The organism is Fulvivirga marina, assembly GCF_016775155.1.
Taxonomy (GTDB): Bacteria; Bacteroidota; Bacteroidia; order Cytophagales; family Cyclobacteriaceae; genus Fulvivirga; species Fulvivirga marina.
This window is the reverse complement of the sequence record NZ_JAEUGD010000064.1, coordinates 350802-370191: the sequence shown is the minus strand read 5'-3', so window position 1 is coordinate 370191 and position 19390 is coordinate 350802. Positions and strand designations below refer to the sequence as shown.

At 40.0% G+C, this 19390-nt stretch carries 16 protein-coding genes; 10 read left to right on the top strand and 6 right to left on the bottom strand.

All coding sequences use genetic code 11. From position 1 onward, the window contains the following. Positions 1-97: 97 nt before the first annotated feature. From JMN32_RS20480 to JMN32_RS20470, 3 genes are read right to left on the bottom strand one after another with little or no spacing between them, the layout of a single operon-like run. Positions 98-1624: a hypothetical protein gene (locus tag JMN32_RS20480; RefSeq protein ID WP_202858237.1), complete on the bottom strand. Its 1527-nt coding sequence runs from the start codon at positions 1622-1624 to the stop codon at positions 98-100. Next, positions 1614-3188, bottom strand: a complete 1575-nt coding sequence (locus JMN32_RS20475; RefSeq protein WP_202858236.1) for a hypothetical protein — start codon at positions 3186-3188, stop codon at positions 1614-1616. Before JMN32_RS20475 ends, JMN32_RS20480 begins: the two co-directional genes overlap by 11 nt. Before the next feature lie 4 nt (positions 3189-3192). Next, positions 3193-3597 carry an EVE domain-containing protein gene (locus tag JMN32_RS20470; RefSeq protein ID WP_202858235.1) on the bottom strand — a complete coding sequence of 135 codons (405 nt, stop codon included), beginning with the start codon at positions 3595-3597 and terminating at the stop codon, positions 3193-3195. 142 nt (positions 3598-3739) lie between these two features. On the opposite strand from JMN32_RS20470, the gene polX reads away from it, so the two are divergent. From polX to JMN32_RS20440, 6 genes are all read left to right on the top strand, one after another. Further along, positions 3740-5461, top strand: coding sequence for a DNA polymerase/3'-5' exonuclease PolX (gene polX, locus JMN32_RS20465; RefSeq protein WP_202858234.1), 1722 nt, complete (start codon positions 3740-3742; stop codon positions 5459-5461). A 238-nt stretch (positions 5462-5699) separates the two neighbouring features. After that, on the top strand, positions 5700-6806 hold the full coding sequence (locus tag JMN32_RS20460) for a glycosyltransferase (RefSeq protein ID WP_202858233.1): 1107 nt from the start codon (positions 5700-5702) through the stop codon (positions 6804-6806). After that, positions 6797-7405: an RNA polymerase sigma factor gene (locus tag JMN32_RS20455; RefSeq protein WP_202858232.1), complete on the top strand. Its 609-nt coding sequence runs from the start codon at positions 6797-6799 to the stop codon at positions 7403-7405. The genes JMN32_RS20460 and JMN32_RS20455 overlap by 10 nt, the downstream gene beginning before the upstream one ends. A 95-nt stretch (positions 7406-7500) precedes the next feature. Then, complete coding sequence (locus tag JMN32_RS20450) at positions 7501-7938, top strand: GNAT family N-acetyltransferase (RefSeq protein ID WP_202858231.1); 438 nt, start codon at positions 7501-7503, stop codon at positions 7936-7938. Next, a complete protein-coding gene (rsmG, locus tag JMN32_RS20445; RefSeq protein ID WP_202858230.1) occupies positions 7938-8567 on the top strand; it encodes a 16S rRNA (guanine(527)-N(7))-methyltransferase RsmG in 630 nt (209 codons plus the stop codon). Before JMN32_RS20450 ends, rsmG begins: the two co-directional genes overlap by 1 nt. 258 nt (positions 8568-8825) lie before the next feature. Then, positions 8826-9410 carry an ureidoglycolate lyase gene (locus JMN32_RS20440; protein WP_202858229.1) on the top strand — a complete coding sequence of 195 codons (585 nt, stop codon included), beginning with the start codon at positions 8826-8828 and terminating at the stop codon, positions 9408-9410. A 3-nt stretch (positions 9411-9413) separates the two neighbouring features. Here JMN32_RS20440 and JMN32_RS20435 read toward each other — a convergent pair whose 3' ends face one another. From JMN32_RS20435 to JMN32_RS20425, 3 genes are all read right to left on the bottom strand, one after another. Next, positions 9414-10073, bottom strand: a complete 660-nt coding sequence (locus JMN32_RS20435) for a hypothetical protein (RefSeq protein WP_202858228.1) — start codon at positions 10071-10073, stop codon at positions 9414-9416. A 35-nt stretch (positions 10074-10108) separates the two neighbouring features. Beyond that, the gene (locus JMN32_RS20430) at positions 10109-10750 is read right to left on the bottom strand and encodes an HD domain-containing protein (protein WP_238354560.1); all 642 of its coding nucleotides are present in this window, start codon (positions 10748-10750) and stop codon (positions 10109-10111) included. A gap of 182 nt (positions 10751-10932) precedes the next feature. Next, a complete protein-coding gene (locus JMN32_RS20425) occupies positions 10933-11319 on the bottom strand; it encodes a hypothetical protein (RefSeq protein ID WP_202858227.1) in 387 nt (128 codons plus the stop codon). Between the two features lie 191 nt (positions 11320-11510). Here JMN32_RS20425 and JMN32_RS20420 point away from each other — a divergent pair, with 191 nt between their 5' ends. From JMN32_RS20420 to JMN32_RS20405, 4 genes are all read left to right on the top strand, one after another. Next, positions 11511-12080 (top strand): RNA polymerase sigma factor, encoded by a 570-nt coding sequence (locus JMN32_RS20420; protein ID WP_202858226.1) that lies wholly within the window; start codon positions 11511-11513, stop codon positions 12078-12080. A 79-nt stretch (positions 12081-12159) separates the two neighbouring features. Further along, positions 12160-13152 carry a FecR family protein gene (locus JMN32_RS20415; protein ID WP_202858225.1) on the top strand — a complete coding sequence of 331 codons (993 nt, stop codon included), beginning with the start codon at positions 12160-12162 and terminating at the stop codon, positions 13150-13152. A gap of 10 nt (positions 13153-13162) precedes the next feature. Then, complete coding sequence (locus tag JMN32_RS20410; protein WP_238354559.1) at positions 13163-16315, top strand: TonB-dependent receptor; 3153 nt, start codon at positions 13163-13165, stop codon at positions 16313-16315. Positions 16316-16415: 100 nt separating this feature from the next. Next, a complete protein-coding gene (locus tag JMN32_RS20405; protein ID WP_202858224.1) occupies positions 16416-19211 on the top strand; it encodes a TonB-dependent receptor in 2796 nt (931 codons plus the stop codon). Positions 19212-19390: the final 179 nt, after the last annotated feature.

Here is a 19390-nt window from a genome sequence, read left to right as displayed (position 1 = left end):
CAGATTATAATTTTACTCCTACAAAATACAAAAGAATAATATTTCAAAAGAGCATAAAACACCTAACAATATATGCTAAAAACTAAAAATTCATACCTCACTCAAACGCCACCTTATTCACAAAAAAAACTTTTCTGGTGAGGCCTACTCCTTCGGTGCGGAGGTTTTGGATATTCTGTATGCCGTAGGTAAAAAATACATCTCCATACCATTTGCTTAGCCCTCCGATTTTCGTTTCATCACCTTCTACTTTATCGGAGTCATATTTTAGGCTTATCTTATTCTCCCCCTTCCCTTCCAGCACCTGACTGCCTTTAATCGTTTTGGATCGGATGGCATCTTCAAAAACATAAAGCAGGTCCACCCTGTCGCCTGATGCATTTACATGCACAAACTGCTCCAGGTCAAATGATATGACATCGTTGATTTCAAAACTGTTATCCCATAACAGGTTACCCTTTTTATCGAAACCTAAGATTATAGCATGTGTGTAGCGATAGCCATCAAAAACAAGGCTGGAACTATATACCCCTTTATTAAAGGCCCAACCTGCACTGAAAAGTCCTCCATTTCCGGTTACGGTTCGGTACTTGGGATAAAAGGCTTCCCCCAGAAGGATATACTGATCCTCATGTCTGATCAACTCATGTACCAGCAAGCGGTAGTTAAACTTGATCTTCTTGTTCTTGATTTTCTTACGTTCAATTCTTGAAATCACCCGCCTTTCCCTACGGGCTTTCATATAGTTGAAAAAGTTTTCCAGCTCTGCGTAATTATAATACTTGATCTTCTGCTCTCCGTATGGGTTAACATTGGCTACAAATACACCTCTGGAATATTCTGAATTCCTTCGGCCATAGACACCCGCCACCAGTTGATTTTGATTATCCAATGTCTCCGCTCTTCCAAACAACAGACTCTTTGACTTTTCTGCATCCAGACTTATTTTCTTGATCAGGTTACCAAATTGATCAAAAGTGTTAATGAATAAGGTAGTGTTTTTCTCTTCTGTTGGGCCACTAAGTATAATATCAAACGTGGCATGATCATTAACTTTCATCTCAATCAACTGAGCTCGCTCATTAAAGAAGCCGGGAAGCACCTTGGGTATCTGCTCTTCCAGGTTATACAAGACCACAAGGGGCCGGTAATTGAAATAACCACCAATAAGAACCGCGTCGTTGATTACTTTAAAATCGTAAAATGCAAAAGGTATAAAGTTCCTTATGATGTAGTTGTCAATCTCTCCAGAAGCGGCAGAAAAGCTTACCAGACTCAGGCTCTTGTCACCTTGCTTAATACTGGAAAACAACAGATATAGCTTACTATCAATATACAAATGACTGATATTAACATAATTGGGATTAATAAAATATTCCTTTCGCCAGCTAATATTGAGAGCGGTATCCAAAAGATATACCTCCCAAAGGTTATCTGTAGTATTGTAGGTGTTCTCTATTTCTCTGAAAAGAAAAATTCCACCCTCGCCCGCGGGAGAAACCATAAAACCAGCATCACTATCAACTTCCAGCTCAAACCTTTCGGGCTGGACTATTTGTGCCAGGGCTGACTGTGTAAGGATCAGACTTAGAAGGCAGCTATATATTAAGTAATTACTCTTCAATCGTTATCTTATTGACAAACAGAACATTTCTTCTATTATCACCCTCAGGGTTAAGCTTATTTTGTATTTTATGATAACCCCAAACATAAAAGTAGTCTCCATACCAGTGACGGGCGTTACCTACACCATCATAGGTGCTTTTTATAACATCGGCCTCATCGTCGAGCATGATCCTCTCCTGAGCCTTGGTTATAGTTTCTGATTGATTGATAACCTTATAATTTATATTCTCTTCTGATTTATACACAAGGTTAAACTTACCTTTAGACTTACTGAGATCCACTACCGGCTCAAGCGAGAAAGTCTCAACATCTTCTATTTTAAAGCTATTATCCCACTGCAGTTCCCCTGCACCGTTCAATTTAAGAATCACTGACTCCAGATATTCGAAATGATTTGCATCTTGCACCTGCGATGAACCTCCCGGTCGCTTCACATAATCCTGCCTGGCAGCTGATGAATAAAAATCATTATCCACCCCAAAGCCATAAGCATAAGGAGAATATATGCTTCGGCTACCCAATTTCTCATACTGTGGGTTATAAATTTCTGCAACTAGCAAATAACCATCACTATCCTGTTGGACCTGGTGCATATTCAACCTTGAACTATACCGAAACTCTTTGCCCTTTGATATTTTCGAGTCGATCTTCCTTTTAATCCTTTCCGAACGCTTGGGTCCCATGTAATCAAAAAAATGTTCCAGGGCACTATAGTTAAAATACCTAACAACATCCTTTTGCCCTTCGGGTTTTACTATTACAAAATAAATGCCCTGAGAGTAGGTCGAAACGGTTTTACCATAGGTACCCGAAATAGCAATGTTACCGTCAACAAACCCCGTACACTTACCATCCATTACATCGAGATCTCTGTCCGTTTCAATGGTCTTATCAAAAAGTATATCCCCTTCAGGAGCATACGTACGAAGTTTTAAATCATACCCTTGATAAGCCTTTTCCTTCGTTAGTATATTAAAAGTACCGTTATCATTTTCACGCAGGTCTATGATTTCGCTTCGGTCTTTAAAGAACCCTGGAATAACTTCGAGTTTATCATCTCCCAGGCTATACGATATTAATGTAGGGCTATAACGTACGTAGCCTCCGAGTATAAGGAAATCATTTACTACAATTAAATGAGAGAGCTCAATGGAAATTTCATTTTTTATGTCATACCGCTTTGTCTCACCATCATCCACCTTTATGGTCACCAGCTGGTAATTGCTTTTGGCCGCCTCATCTTCACTAAAAAGCAGATACAACATTTCATTGTTCTGCTCAAACCCCTTAAAAACATGTTTGCTATCAATCAACAGCTCATTGTTCCACTTCTCCACCAATGCAGTATCGAGAGCTATTACCTGCCAGACATCACCTTCATTTCTGCGGTATTCATCAGTATCCCTAAAAATCACCAGCCCCTTTTCACCTACCGAAGTTACATTAAAGTAGTTGTCGGTATTATCTTTTTCCAACTCATACCTTTTGGTTTGAACCAGTTGAGATATGGCAGAAAAAGAAACCCCGACTGTTAAGAAAATGATTAGTAGAGATCTTTTCATATACTTATTCGCTCATGCCTAAAATTATGTCAAACTCCTCTTTTTTAACAGGCTGCACAGATAACCGGGAATTCCTTACCAAAACCATTTGATCCAGTCGGGCATCATCCTTAATTTCATCCAGCTTGACCGGGCGCTTTAAAGGCTGTACGGGAGCAATGTCTACTACCACCCAACGGTCATCCTCTGTTGTAGGATCTTGATAATGTTCTTTTACAATTTTGGCAATGCCCACTACTGTTTTTTCATTCACGCTATGATAGAAAAGTACAAGGTCTCCCACTTTCATTTCTTTCATATTATTACGGGCCTGATAATTCCTCACACCATCCCAGAATGTTTGTTTGTCCTTTACAAGATCATCCCATGAATACGTACCCGGTTCGGACTTCATTAACCAATAGTTCATTTAATATTCTTTTTCGTTGATACGTTTTCTCTAAATTTACATAATAATAAATACAGTCATCAATTGCTTTGCGCATTGTCCACGTACTGTTTTTAACATACTGGTCAATGCCATTTATAAAAATATAAAAAATCAGCACATTTTGGATAATAAAAGTATAATCAGGCTTTTAAAGCAAACCTGCTCGCTCATGGAATTACATGGCGAAAATGATTTCAAGATAAAAAGTTACAACAACGCCATCTTTAACCTGGAAAGAGAAAAAGGAGAACTTTCAGGAATGAACGCCGCGGAAATGGCCAAAATCAATGGCGTGGGCAAATCCATTGCTACGGCTATTGATGAAATTAACCAAACCGGATCTTTTTCAACCCTTGAAAAGTATTTGCAAGAAACACCTGCCGGAGTGATAGAACTGCTCTCTCTTAAAGGCATTGGAGCCAAGAAGATCCGTCAATTGTGGAAGGATCTTGAAATTGAAAGCAGTGAAGACCTGCTGAAGGCTATAGAAGAAGGCAAGCTAGCCAAGCTTAAAGGTTTTGGCGAAAAAACTCAAAACAACCTCAAAGAGGCCATATTATTCAAACAAAAACACAGCGGCAAACTGCTCTATGCTGAGGCCGAACCTTTTGTCAATGCACTGAAAAGCAACATTCAAAAGCAGTTTCCTGACATACAAATATCTGAAAGCGGTACTTTTAGAAGAAAAGTTGAAATCATCGAGGAGCTTCTCTTTGTCATTGCCTCAGAGCAAGAGGCTCAGGTTAAAACATACCTTTCGCAGATAGAAGAGCTCGAATATAATCAAAAGCAATCCGGCCCCTTCACCTGGCGTGGCCAGTTGAAGGAGACAGAAACTCCGGTTCGTTTCAGGTTTACTACTAAAGATAATTATTACAAAGACTTATTTATTTCCACTGGTTCAGGCGCACATATCTACCATGAAGTAAAGGAGCAGAAATCTCTTGCTGACCTGGTCAGAGAGTCAGAGCACGTAGCTTCTGAAGAAGAGATATATCAACTGGCAGGCCTTAAGTTCATAGAGCCTGAACTCCGTGAGGGACAGTTTGAATTTGACACAACAAAAATGCAGCAAAGGGCAATCCTAATAGAAACGGGTGACCTGAAAGGCATCCTCCACAACCACTGTACTTACAGCGACGGCAAACATAGTCTGGAGGAAATGGCCACTTACTGCAAAGAGCTTGGCTATGAATATCTGGGTATTACCGATCACAGTAAATCCTCATTTTACTATGCCAACGGCCTTTATGAAAACAGGGTAAAAGAGCAACAGGAAGAGATTGATGAACTAAACAAAAAACTTGCCCCATTCAAGATATTTAAGGGTATAGAGTGTGATATTCTGCCTGATGGCAGCCTTGATTATGACAATGATACATTGGCAAGTTTTGATTTTATAGTAGCCTCAATACATTCAGCTATGAGTATGGATGTTGAAAAGGCCACTCTTAGATTATTAAAAGCAATTGAAAATCCTTTCACAACCATACTGGGTCACATGACCGGAAGGCTTCTATTACAAAGAGATGGCTACCCCGTAGACCACAAGACCATCATAGATGCCTGCGCCAAAAATAATGTAGTGATAGAGATCAACTCACACCCCAGAAGGCTGGATATCGACTGGCGTTGGATTGACTACGCCCTGAGCATGGGTGTCAAACTAAGCATTAACCCTGATGCGCACGCCAAAGAGGGATACCACGACATGGTATATGGCGTACATGTTGGGCGTAAGGGAGGGCTGACCAAAGAAATGAACCTGAACAGCATGAGTTTGCCGGATATAGAAAAGCATTTCACCAATAAAAAAGAGAAGGCATTGAATGTTGCTGTTTAATTCCTTTTCCACGGTATGGCGAGTGGTAAGCTTTCCTAAATTTTGAATGTTCAGGAAAGCTCCTATAATGCTCTTAAACTTACTACAAGATGTTTTTATATAACCTCCACAACGGTCTCTCATAAAAACTTGCAACATAGCAGTTTACTGAAACTTTAAAAGTATCAAAGCTTGTTGGCTGTATAATTAAAAGAAATTACCAGTATATTTGTCTACTTTTTAACCTACCCTTCTTGCAATGGTTTATGATATTCTTCTAATCTCATTTTTTGCCTGCACTACCATCCAGATAGTATATTATACCATCTATGTGATTTCTTTCTCCAGGTATAAAAAAGATAGCGGCTATACTGACCAATCTGGTATATCAGTGGTTATATGTGCTCATGATGAAGAGGAAAACCTCAGAAACCTATTGCCGAAGCTATATGATCAGCAATACCCTGAATATGAAATTATAGTGGTAGAAGACCGGTCTAATGACGGCACCTATGACCTTCTCCTGGAAGAGACCAGGCGGAATACTAAACTTAAAATGGTGAAGGTTAATCATAAACCAGATAATTTCAATGCAAAAAAATACGGTCTTACACTGGGAATCAAGGCTGCAAAACATGATCGGATTTTGCTTACCGATGCCGATTGTGAACCTCATAACAACCAGTGGATAGCATCAATGGCTGCAAGGTTTGATGACAAAGCTCAGTTTAACCTTGGCTTTTCCTTTTACACTGCAACCAAGGGCTTTCTAAACACCTTCATTCGATTTGAAACACTATGGACAGCCATGCAGTACATAGGAATGGCACTTGCTGGAAGACCCTACATGGGGGTAGGAAGAAACCTGGCTTACAGAAAAGCTTTATTTATAAGCAAAAAGGGGTTTACCCCACACCTGGGACTCACGGGTGGCGATGATGACCTTTTTGTAAATCAGCATGCCACAAAAGAAAATACTCGGATCACATTAGGGGAAGATGCCTTAGTATATTCACACCCGAAGAAAAGCTGGAAAGCATTTTTTAGACAAAAAACAAGGCACCTTTCCGTTGGAAAGTACTATAAGCTGTCCGATAAAGTCATTTTAGGTACATTTTCGTTCACACATATATTATTTTGGTTAATTTTAACCATCCTGCTTCTCTTACGTATTGAACTATACTTAGTGGCGGGAAGTTTTTTAATAAGAACCCTGTTGATTTACCTTACATTTAATGTTATCTGTAAAAAACTTGGTGTTAAGTTTAATTTTTGGGGTTTGGTATTCTTAGATTTGATTTTTGTCTTTTATTATTTGATAACAGGCGCCACAGCATTATTTACAAAACGGGTTCGATGGAGTTAAAAAAGCAATTTTCTGACAAAGCATTAGAAGATTTCCGGTTAATAGATCAGGCAGTCAAAGAAGGTGATGAGCAGGCCTTTGCTATGCTTATGGAAAGATATAAAAGGCCGGTTTATCACATGATCCTCAAAATGGTGAGAAATGTCGATGATGCCGAAGATCTTACTATTGAGGCTTTTGCTAAAGCATTTAAAAACCTGCACCGGTTCAAGAAAGACTATACCTTCAGTACATGGTTATTTAGAATCGCCACCAACAATGCCATAGATTTTATTCGAAAAAAACGACTGGAAACTATGAGCCTTGACACCTCATTTACCGATGACAACGGGGAAGCGGTTCAGATCGATGTGGAGGATAAAAATCTGAACCCACAGGAAGAAACCATTAAAAGTCAAAAAATTGAGCTTATCCAAATGTTCGTTACCAAGCTACCCGCTAAATACCAACGGCTGGTGAGATTGCGATACTTCCAGGAATTCTCATATGAGGAAATAGCCACAGAACTTGACGCTCCCCTAGGTACTGTTAAAGCACAGCTACACCGGGCTCGTGAGCTCATGTACGATCTGGTAAAGAATAAGAAAGAGCATATGTAGCATTAGGCAAACTGTAATCAGTTGCTGGAGATCCCTCATAATACTGGAATGGCTACCTATAAGCTGAAAATTTAGAGTCGTCAACCCTTCAAACTATGAATAACATTTACATTGGCGAATGTTCCATAGAAGAGATCATAGCCATAGCAAATCAAATACCTGAGTTTGAAAACTCTTATCCCATAAGTGAATATAAAAAAAGATTATCTCAAGTTCCCTTTCTTGCGCTAAAAGCCGCTGTAGATGATAAAGATGCTGGCTTCAAATTAGGTTATGAACTTAATGATGACACCTTTTACACCTGGTTTGGTGGTGTACTTCCGTTCTACCGCCAAATAGGTCTGGCAGATCAGATGGCCACTGCTCAGGAAGGATGGGCTAAAGCCCGGGGATACAAAAGGATAAAATTAAAAACACGTAATTATTTAAAACCAATGCTGATATTTGCACTGAAAAGTGGCTTTAACATTACTGCCATAGAAGAAAGGCCAGATATCAATCAAAACCGTATCATCCTCCAAAAAGAGCTTTAATGAACGCTGACATTATTTTTAAATATTTCCCAGATCTAACCCCAGTTCAAAAATCCCAGTTTAATGCACTATACGATCTATACCACACTTGGAATGAGCAGATCAATGTCATTTCCAGAAAAGATATAGACGAGCTTTACATCCGCCATGTACTTCACTCTTTGGGAATAGCTAAAGTAATGCCTTTTAAACCAGGCACAAAAGTACTTGATGTTGGTACCGGTGGTGGATTTCCAGGTATTCCACTAGCCATTATGTTTCCCGAATCGGATTTTCACATGGTAGACTCAATCGGAAAAAAAATTAAAGTAGTTAAAGGCGTAGCCACATCACTGAACCTAACCAATATCAACGCGGAGCAAACGCGGGCAGAACAGGTTCCCGACCATTATGATTTTGTAGTAAGCAGAGCAGTAACACGGCTAAAGCCTTTTTATCAGTGGGTTAAAAATAAATTCAGACCTGAATCATTCAATACATTTCCAAACGGAATACTTTATCTTAAAGGAGGGGATCTCGATGAGGAACTTAAAGAGGCAAAAAAGAAGTATCAGTTATTTGAATTGTCTCAGTATTTTGATGAGGACTTTTTTGAAACAAAGAAGGTTGTCTTTGTTCCTGTAAATTAGAATGTCTTCAACCCATTTCACAAAACACCAAGGGGTAAACTAACCTTTATTGGTTTTAAAAAACAAGGATTCGAAAATAGCAATAAATGCTTTTAACCATCAACAAAATGGTTGATACAAAGCCGGGTGTTTTCAAGATCACCCCAAGAAGAGTTATAAAACTCTGAAAACCAAAACTTAACAAAACGATAAAGTAAAAAAATTTGTAATTAGGAGGTTTATCAGGAGCTTGTAAGTCCATTTTAAAAACTTGCTACTATGCTTAACTATCCACAACCTATAATTTCCAGCAAGCTCTTTTGGCAGGAAACTCCTATTGAAATTGCCACTGATAAAAACATAGCTCCATTTGGAGTTTTAGTCGATGACTATCAGGAGTATAAAGAGAAACCAGATTCAAGTGGATCGGTCTTTAATTTCTGGTGGAAAGGAAACTCCATTTACAGTGAAGACGAATCTAAAAATGACCGCACTTTACTTGGATGGTCGGTGGTTCCCGAAGAAACTGAAGGGGCTGACCTTAATAGAGCACAGGCTCTTTTATGGAACGCCTGCCAGTACCCTGATGCCGGGCAACTCTACTACCCTTTGAGAGGTGAAGATTATATCATTGTATTGGCGGAGTCTCACAGTGATATCAAGCCAAACCATTTTCGATCTTTCCATATTACCGGAGGCAAAGGAATTTACATTCATCCGGGTATATGGCAGGAAGGTATAATTCCATTGAATGAAAGAGCCAGCTTCTATATACAAAGAGATACGGAAAATCAAAAATGCATTAACTTCACCGAAGACATGGGGTCGTTTCTTGTTATACCATTGAAGACAGTTCGGAGCTGATTATTACCCCTCCATTCTTTGCACAAGTCTGGTAATGGCTTCCTTATGGTCAGCCAACTCTTTGATCGTGGCCTTTAAGGTTATTACCTTAGAAAGATCAGGAACCCCGACCTTTCCTTGTGTATATGAATAGGCAATTATGACTGGTATATAGTTTAATGCAAGTATCATCTTTTGCAAAAAATCCGTTCTTACCGGTTTAAAACCGACCTTCTCAGCAGTTCTTTCATTAATAACGTATGAAGTACCTTTAATAACCAACTCCTCCCTGCCGTCTTCCTCATACTTTTCCACCAATCGCATTAGCCCCTTTAAATAGCTCAGCAAAACCACCTTTTTTCTCTCAGCAGGTTTCACCGAAGCCAGATTAAAATAGTAATCAAATAATGTACCTCCATGAACAGCCACTTCGCCTTTCCGTTCGCTAGAAGCAATAAATAATGATGAATAATGCGTAAACTGTCCACTCTTAACACCTGTAGGCACGTCTATAAAAGGCGCCGCTATCGATATTAGCACTGGAATGATCACCACAAGCAAATAGAAATTAAATAGCCAGGCCAAAGACAGCACTATCAATATTGATAGTAAAAGAACAGCACTGATTTTCAATAGAAACAATCTTTGCTCCTTTTCTGCCTTTAAGAAAAATACATGTTCCATTTCCTTCAAAACCAATTACATATTCATATTTCGAATTAAAGACCCTCTAATTCACTTTGCAAATTCTGCCGTGCCTGATTCTCAAATTTATCAAAAAAGTGACTGGTTTTGAAGATACGGTCCATATTCAAAAAATGCAACAAAACCTTCTTCCTTCCCGGCTTATATAACATATCCGGGTAGATATGATATTCCCTTCTAACCTGATCTTTATAGGTCTTGTATTGAGTATAGTCACAACCAAGTATAGAAAGGTCTGCATCTGTAAAAAGATTAATATCACCATCAACAGCTTCGGCATGTCCCTTGGTAGCTCGTATCTGCCTGACGCATTTTTCAACTACCTCCTTTGGAACATTCAATACTTTGAGTTGCTTCTCAGCCCACCTGGCACTTTTCTCTTCATTATCACGTTTGACAGGATTATAGATCAGGTCATGATAAAACAAGGCAAATAGCACAACATCCCAATTCTTGATTTGCGCCTTAACCTCCGTAAGTTGCTCAAGCAAATTATGAAGGTGGTCAAGGTTATGATAGTGCCTATGCTTACAAGTGTAATGGGTTCTGATTTCCTCCCACAGTTCCTCCACCAGCTTTCTGTCATCCGTGTATTTCAAGGTCAACTCCTGAAATACCTTCTTTAATTGCCTTGTCGAGTCTGATGTATTTTCCATTGAAGCTTATTTCTGCCAGTACAGGCAAGTGATGAGCAGTAAATTTGTTGCTAAAAAGTCAGTGATCCGTTTGACCATTGGTCCAGAATATGCGGAAACAAACACCACGTATAGGAAAATCAGAGTGATTATTTTCATAGAAGATTAAAAAGTCAAAATGACAAAAACTACTCCAATAATAACTAAGCCGTAACTACTGCCGCTTCCTTGTATTTTTTATACAACCATTCTTTTCCCTCTTCAGGGCTCTCAACCAGCTTCATTTGCCGCCCCGTAAAAGCAATAATTGAATTAACCATTAATCGCGACAAAGAATTTAACCCGCTGACTGCCGTGGCCTTTGAGTATGGATTGTTTTTCTTGACAGTTTCCTTAATTTTTTGAATCAGCCCTGAGTTAAAACGGGCATCCTTAGCATGCACTAAAGCATACACAGATTTATGTGGCATTTTACTTATAATGATTTGATTCTCATCAAATACAGCTATCGCTTCCTCAGGGGAAGCATTGGAAATATCAGTGTAAACAATATCCAGTTCCTTATATTTAATAAGATTACATGAAGGCATAAGCTATTCGCTATAAATTTTAAAGAATGAATAAATTAATTAATGCAACAAAATAACAATTTTAATAATAATAGTGACAATTATTAAATTATAAATTCTTTAACGAATCTCCTTGCCTCTTGAATATTCTTGAAAGATGTTTTAATTAATCAATAATTATAATAAATTGAATATATTTTGCTTAAAAACCATTGTTCAACCAAAGAAAGAAATATTCTGCTGACCACAAAGTTGCTCGCCTAATCAAGAAGGGTAATGAGAGGGCTTTTCGCCTGTTATTTGAACAATATCACAAGCCGTTATACCTCTTTGCCATGAAGATGGGTATCCACCAGGAAGAGGCTAAATGTATTGTTCAAGAAGTATTTATAATCACTTGGAAAAGCAGGACAACCATTGATGAAAGCCTTTCTTTAAAAGCATATCTCTACACGATTACCAAAAGGTTGGTTATAAAAAAAATAAAAAGGAAAGCGCTTGAGGAGAGTTACCTTAAAGACCCTGATAACCTTCGCCCTGTTTATCATCAACAAACAGAAGACTACATTATTTTCACCAACCTGCTCGATCAGGCTCATGAAGGAATCAATAAACTCTCTCCGGGAAGAAAGCAAATTTTCATGCTTAGCAAACAGCAGGGTCTCTCTAATGAAGAAATCGCTGATCAGCTCAAACTTTCAAAACGAACGGTTGAAAATCAACTTTATCGTGCCACAAAAGAGCTTAAAGATATGCTGGGAGCCGATTTTACAGAAAAATAAAAAAAATCTCATTGTGACGTGAGTATTATACCTGACTTAAGGTAATAATACTACAAAGAGCTTTGCTAATTAACGTCACATGATGGAACAGGAACAACGATTAATCAAAAAATATCTTGCGGGAAACTGCACTAAAGAAGAGCAGAAGGCTGCAATGAAAATATTACGTAGACCTGAACCATCATTACTGGATGAAGTTGCAGAAGAGGTGTGGAACGAGCTATCTACGGACGAAGAACCAACCATTGATTCTGAAGCACTATACAAAAGTATAGAAGATGAATTGGGAATTGGCAACCCTAAAACAAAAACCTCCTCTTCGCTACCTTGGCTTTATGCAGCCTGTATCAGCTTCCTGGCAATATCCGCATTCTTTTTCTTTCAACAGCAATCCATAAATAATACACCCGTTCAGGAACTTATTGTAAAAAGTATGCCTGCAGGTCAGAAGTCTACTATTATACTAAGTGACGGATCTAAAATTATCCTCAATTCAGGCAGCAAAATAAGTTACCCCAAAACCTTTACAGACACCACTCGCACCATAACCCTTGAGGGAGAAGCCTTTTTTGACGTGGTAAAAGATAAGACCCGTCCATTCTCTGTGATTGCCAACGGATTAAGAACCACAGCTTTAGGAACATCTTTCAACATCAACGCCCGAGGTTCAATTTGCCGGGTAGCACTAGCAACGGGCAAGGTTATTATTAATAACCAAAATGACACCAGCAAAGACTTAAACACGCCTCATATACTGGCTCCCGGCGAAGCACTTGAAGTAGACTCAAGTTCTAAAACCAAACGCAAGTTTACTTTTGACCCACAATCAGAGCTCCTTTGGAAAGATGGTGTTTTATACTTTAAAAACACCTCTCTGGAGGACATTACCAAAAGACTGGAACTCTGGTATGATGTAGAGTTTGATTTCAAAGGCAAAACTGGCTTACAAAAGAAGTATACCGGAAGATTTGAAAACGCCAGTCTGAAGCATGTTTTAGATAACATTAGCTATGCCATGAATTTCGAATACTTTATTCAAGGCAAGAAAATAACTATAATCAATCAACCTTAACCACAACCCAATGTTAAAACTGATCAAAAAGACCCTCTTCATAGTACTTGGTTCTGCAGCAATAATTGTGCAGGCTGCAGAGTCACCTCATGCTAAGGTGAAGAGTATAAGAGAAGTTTACATCGATTTGCACCTACAGAAAGCTACCTTAAAAGAAGCTTTCGAACAAATGGAAGGCAAAACAAGTTTTCGTTTTCACTATTGCGATGATGACATCAATCAACATCTTCGCCTGACAAAAAATTACAGAAACATTTCCATGGCGACCATTCTCAGGGATCTTTCTAAAGAAGCCCACGTCAAGTTCCGCCAGATCAACGAAGACATTAGCGTAAGTAAACTAAGATACAAAGACAGAAAAGAAGAAACTGTTCAAGTAGATATTGTAACTAAAACGGTAACAGTAACTGTTTTAGACGAAAGCAAACAACCGCTACCCGGTGTAAACGTAGTGGTAAAAGGCACGGCCTCCGGTGGCACAACTGACCTCTCAGGAAAATTAGTTCTTGATGTTCCTGATGATGCCATACTCGTACTCAGCTACATAGGATACAAAACACAAGAGATCGCGGTAGGCAACAATACAACATTAACTATAAACATGGAACTGGACCAAGCGCAACTTCAAGAGGTTGTGGTGGTCGGCAGCAGGAACCAAAACCGCACTGTACTGGAAACCCCCGTTCCCGTTGACGTGATCTCGGTTGATGAAATTGTAAAGGATGTTGCTCAGATAGAGGTCAGCCAAATATTAAATTATGTAGCCCCATCATTTTCATCTAACCGGCAAACTATAGCCGACGGTACCGATCATGTGGACCCGGCTTCACTTCGAGGGCTGGGGGTTGACCATGTGCTGGTACTGATCAATGGCAAAAGAAGACATAACTCGGCATTAGTCAATGTTAATGGCTCTGTAGGTCGAGGTTCTGTGGGCACCGACCTGAACACTATACCCGCCGCAGCTATTAAACGCATTGAAGTATTGAGAGATGGTGCAGCTGCCCAATACGGTTCCGATGCCATTGCTGGTGTTATCAATATCGTACTTAAAGACAAAGTGGACGAACTTTACTTTTCCGGAACCTTGGGAGAAACCTATGAAGGCGATGGAGAAAATGCCCAGTTTAATGTAAACTACGGTTTCAAAGTAGGGAAAAAAGGATTTATCAATCTCACAGGACAGTATCAGCACAGAGGTCGTACTGATAGAGCCGGAGAATGGAATGGCTCCATTTTCAAAACAAGCTGGGATGGATCATCCCCCAGTGTATATGCTGAAAATTTTCAGGCAGGAGACCTTAGCCCTTTCGATGTGGGTAAAAAGTTAACCCAGCAAGAAGCTGATGCCATCAATGCTGCCAATGCTTTCACTAACAACCTGACACCACAAGAAGAGGAAGCTCTAATCAACCAGAATGGAGGAAGAAGAGCATTTACTATGAAGGTAGGTCAGTCAGAAGCGATTAACACCTCATTTATGATGAACAGTTCCTTTGAAATCGATGAGGATAAAGAACTTTATATCTTCGGAGGGTTAAACTCCCGAAGAGGACAAGCAACGGGTTTTTACCGACTTCCAAACCAGAACCGAACCCTGACTACAGTCTATCCCAACGGTTTTCTGCCTGAGATTAACTCCGAGATTTTTGATGGGGCTATTACAGGTGGCCTGAGGGGGAATATAGGAGAATGGAATCTGGATTTTAGTAATACTTTCGGCACTAACTCCTTCGCCTATCATGTCACCAATTCCCTCAATGCCTCCAGAGGCAATAGCACAGGCACATCGTTTAACGCCGGGGGCTTCAGGTTTTCGCAAAATACAACCAATCTCGATTTCAATAGATACTTTCCTGATGTAATGGAAGGAATAAATGTGGCATTTGGCTCGGAATACCGAATAGATACCTATGAGATATTTGCCGGAGAAGAGGCTTCGTATAGAAACTATGGCAATGTAAATGTAATGGACACACTGGCTGACGGCTCCCCTTTTTCCAATGACTTCAACCAGGTCAATATTTTTTACAATCGCCCCGGTGGATCTCAGGTATTTCCCGGTTTCCAGCCAGATAATGAGCTCAAAGAGAGTCGCTCTAACATTGCGTTCTATTCTGATGTAGAGCTCAACTTCACTGATGGTCTTTTTATAGATGTAGCGGCCAGGTATGAAGATTATAGTGACTTCGGTAACACTTTTAACTGGAAGGCAGCCGGTAGATGGGCTATAATCAAACCCTTAGCTATTCGTGCAGCCATAAGTACCGGTTTCAGAGCACCTTCACTACCTCAAAGGTATTACAACAGCACCTCAACGCTATTTTTTCTTAACGCTGAAGGTGTAAATGTTCCTAATGAGGTAGGTACTTTCAGAAATGACTCTCGCATAGCCAAGCTATTCGGGATCCCCAACCTCTCCAATGAAAGCTCCATCAACATTAGCGCTGGAATAACATGGCAGATTAACGACAACCTCAACTTCACTCTGGATGGTTATGGCATCCGTATTGAAGACCGGGTCGTACTTACCGGATCGTTCAGCTCCAGCAGCAGCGACGAGATTGCATCTATTCTCAACGAAGCAAACGCCGCGTCTGCAACTTTCTTTGTAAATGCTATTGATACAGAAACCAAAGGGGTTGACATGATCCTCACACACAGGACATCTTTAGCAGGAGGCACTCTAAAGTCATCTCTGGCAGCCAATTTCACCTCTACAGAAGTTACTGACATCAATATACCTTCAAGCCTAAGAGGTGCTCCAAACCAGTTTTTTAACAGAGAGGAAAGAAACAGGTTCGAAGATGCATTACCCCAATCAAAGATCAACCTCACTCTGATATACCACATCAACAAATTCAATATCACACTTTCCAATGTACGGTTTGGTGAGATTTGGGCTAGAACGGATAATGTGGATGCAAATGGGGATTTTATAGACCAGAAATTTGAAGCTAAAATAATCACAGATCTCAGTGTAGGGTATAATCTTACCGATCATATTAATCTTACAATAGGAGCAAATAACCTTTTCGATGTTTATCCTGAAGAAAACCGACAAGAATTCAGGAGCAATGAACGCTTTATCTATTCCAGGAGAGCAACTCAATTTGGCTTTAACGGAGGGTTTTACTTTGCTCGGTTAAACCTGACCTTATAAATCACAGAAACATAAACAAAAGCGCCATTATCCAGGGTATAATGGCCAAACTCTTTATTAATAAATAAGCAACCAATGTCAAACCGATAAATTAATTTACATGCAAAAACAAATTACCATTTTTTCACTAATGCTGCTCATTCTCCCGCTATGGGCGAGTGCGCAAACTATTAAAGGGACCGTTAATGGATCCGACGGTCCGGTTATTGGTGCCACTATCAGCACAACAGATGGCGTAGGGACAACTACCGACATAAACGGTAAATATACCCTTAATCTATCAGCTGGTACGCACAATGTAACCAGCAGTTATATTGGTTTAATCTCTCAAACTAAGGAATTTTCTTTGACGGAAGGCGAGACCGTCACATGGGACGTTAGTATGGAAGAGGATCAATTAACTCTACAGGACATTGTGATAGTAGGTTCACGTAACGCACCCAGGTCGTCTACAGACACTCCTCTACCAGTAGACATGCTGGAATCTGATGAGTTGCTATCTACAGGACAACCTACTTTCGATAAAGCACTGCAATACAGAGTACCTTCATTTAACACGGTTCAAACCCCTGTTAATGATGCTACTTCGCTTCTTGATCCATATGAAATCAGAAACATGGGCCCCAGCAGAACTTTGATACTTATCAATGGTAAAAGGAAAAACCTGAGTGCCCTGCTATATACACAAACCTCTCCGGGTAGAGGTGAAACCGGCGCTGATATCTCTGCCATCCCTACGGATGCGATCAAACGTGTGGAGATATTGAGAGACGGTGCATCTGCTCAGTACGGTTCTGATGCTATTGCCGGTGTAATGAACATTGTACTTAAAGATGATGCTGATGGCGGCTATGTAACCCTGCGCACAGGTATAACCTCTGAAGGTGACGGCGAAATGTTAGGCGTTGCTTTAAACAACGGTAGTACCTTGGGTGATAATAAAGGTTTTATCAACTATACCCTTGACCTTTCCAAAGTAAACCTCGCTAACAGGCCAGGTACAGTAGATGCAGAAGGTGAAGCTGCAGATTTTGGCGCTCCCATCGAGGATGTTCAGGCATTTTTGGCGCTTAAGCCTGATGCTGGTAATATCAACGGTTCTCCTGAAACTACCGCAGCCAAATTCCTGGTAAACAGTGGATTAGATCTTAGTGAATCTACTAACATGTACTTCAACGCCGCTTATGTTTACAAAAAGGTGAACAGCTTCGCTAACTACCGTACTCCTTACTGGAGAACACTTAATGATTTTCCTTACCTGGCAGACTTTTTCCCTGATGGACCTAATGGCTCTTATGTTGGTTATGTACCCACGTTTGATGGTGACCTGAACGACTACAATGCTACTGTTGGTTTCAAATCAAAAATGAATGACTGGATCTATGACGCGAGTTTCACTACTGGTGGCAATAAACAAACTTATACCGTAAGAAACTCTCACAACAGAAACACTGTACTTTCACCCCCAACATATCTGGGCGACCTGAACAATAATGGTATTGTTGACCCTGATGAAATTCAGCAAGGCGTTAATCTATATCGAGAAAACAGTGCCCTTACATTTGATCCGGGAGGTACAAGATTCTCTCACATGGTAGGTAACCTTGATATCTCAAGAGTGATCAACAAACAGTTGGGTATTGCCTTTGGTGCTGAGTTCAGATCAGAGACTTTTGAAGTAATTGAAGGAGAGCTGGCTTCATACGATGGTGGTGGTGCTGACTCTTTCGCAGGTAACAGGCCTGAAAACTCAGGAAAATTCAACCGTTATAACTTCGGTGGTTACTTAGACATCGCATTTGATATTACTGAAGACTTTTTACTAAACGGTACGGCACGTGTAGAAAACTACAGTGACTTTGGAGATGCTTTTGTTTGGAAATTAAGCTCAAGATACAAAGTGATTGATGACAAGCTTACGCTAAGAACATCCCTTTCAACTGGTTTCAGAGCTCCTACTCTACATCAGATCTACACTCAGAAAGCACAGTACAGCTTTGTACCTGGTCAGGGTATTCAGGTTGGAGGTTTAGTGAACAACGTATCTCCTCAGGCTAAGTTATTAGGTATTCCTCAACTTGATGCCGAGAAATCAACCAACTTTACTATTGGTTTAGGTTCTAAAGTTAACAGCAAACTAGATTTCACTGTTGACTACTATAACATCCAGGTAAAAGACAGAATTGTATTAAGTACTGAGATTGGCCCTACAGAGTCTGGAACTACTCCACTGGATGCTCTACTAACTGCCAACAACCTTTCAGATGTAAGCTTCTTCGTTAACGCTATCGATACGCGTACTTCCGGCATCGATGTAGTGGCTAACTACAAAAACATAACACTTGGAAGTGGTAGGCTGGGTTTCAACCTGTCTGGTAATTACACTATCCAAAATGAAAGAGATGGAGCCGTAAACAACCCTGCAATTGTAGAGCAAGGACAGCAGTCTGTAGTTAATGAGACTCAGGAAGCATTATTCTTTACTTCAAGACCAAAAACCAAATGGATCTTGGGTGCTCATTACGACATAGGTAAATTCAACCTGGCTTTGAACAACACCTATTTCGGAGAAACTACTTTCAGACAGCAAGGTATGAGCGCTGATCTGAAAACAGAATTTGCTCCTAAAATTGTGACTGATTTGAGCGTTAATTACAAAGCTTCTGAAAAGATCAATGTTACCTTCAACGTAAATAACGTATTCAACGTATTACCTGAATGGGAATTTGTTGCTTTGAATGCTAATGGAGAAGCTATACTAGCTGACCCTGCTCAGACTAAAGTACAGTCAAACTTAATTACTTTCAACCAGCGTTACTCTCAAATGACCTATGATGGCTACCACTTCAGTCAATTAGGTACTATGTTTAACCTGGCTGTGAACGTAAGGTTCTAAATATATATATCACAAAACTCTTTTCTACTATTGTTTTGGGGCTGCCTGCATATGCGGGCAGCTTTTTTTTATGCCAAAAGGAGTTCCTCAACTGCACATGTCATTACCTTCCAACCGTTGCCGTCGGGCTAGACACATCACCTGCCTGTAAATCAGTAGATACCGATTCACCATCAACT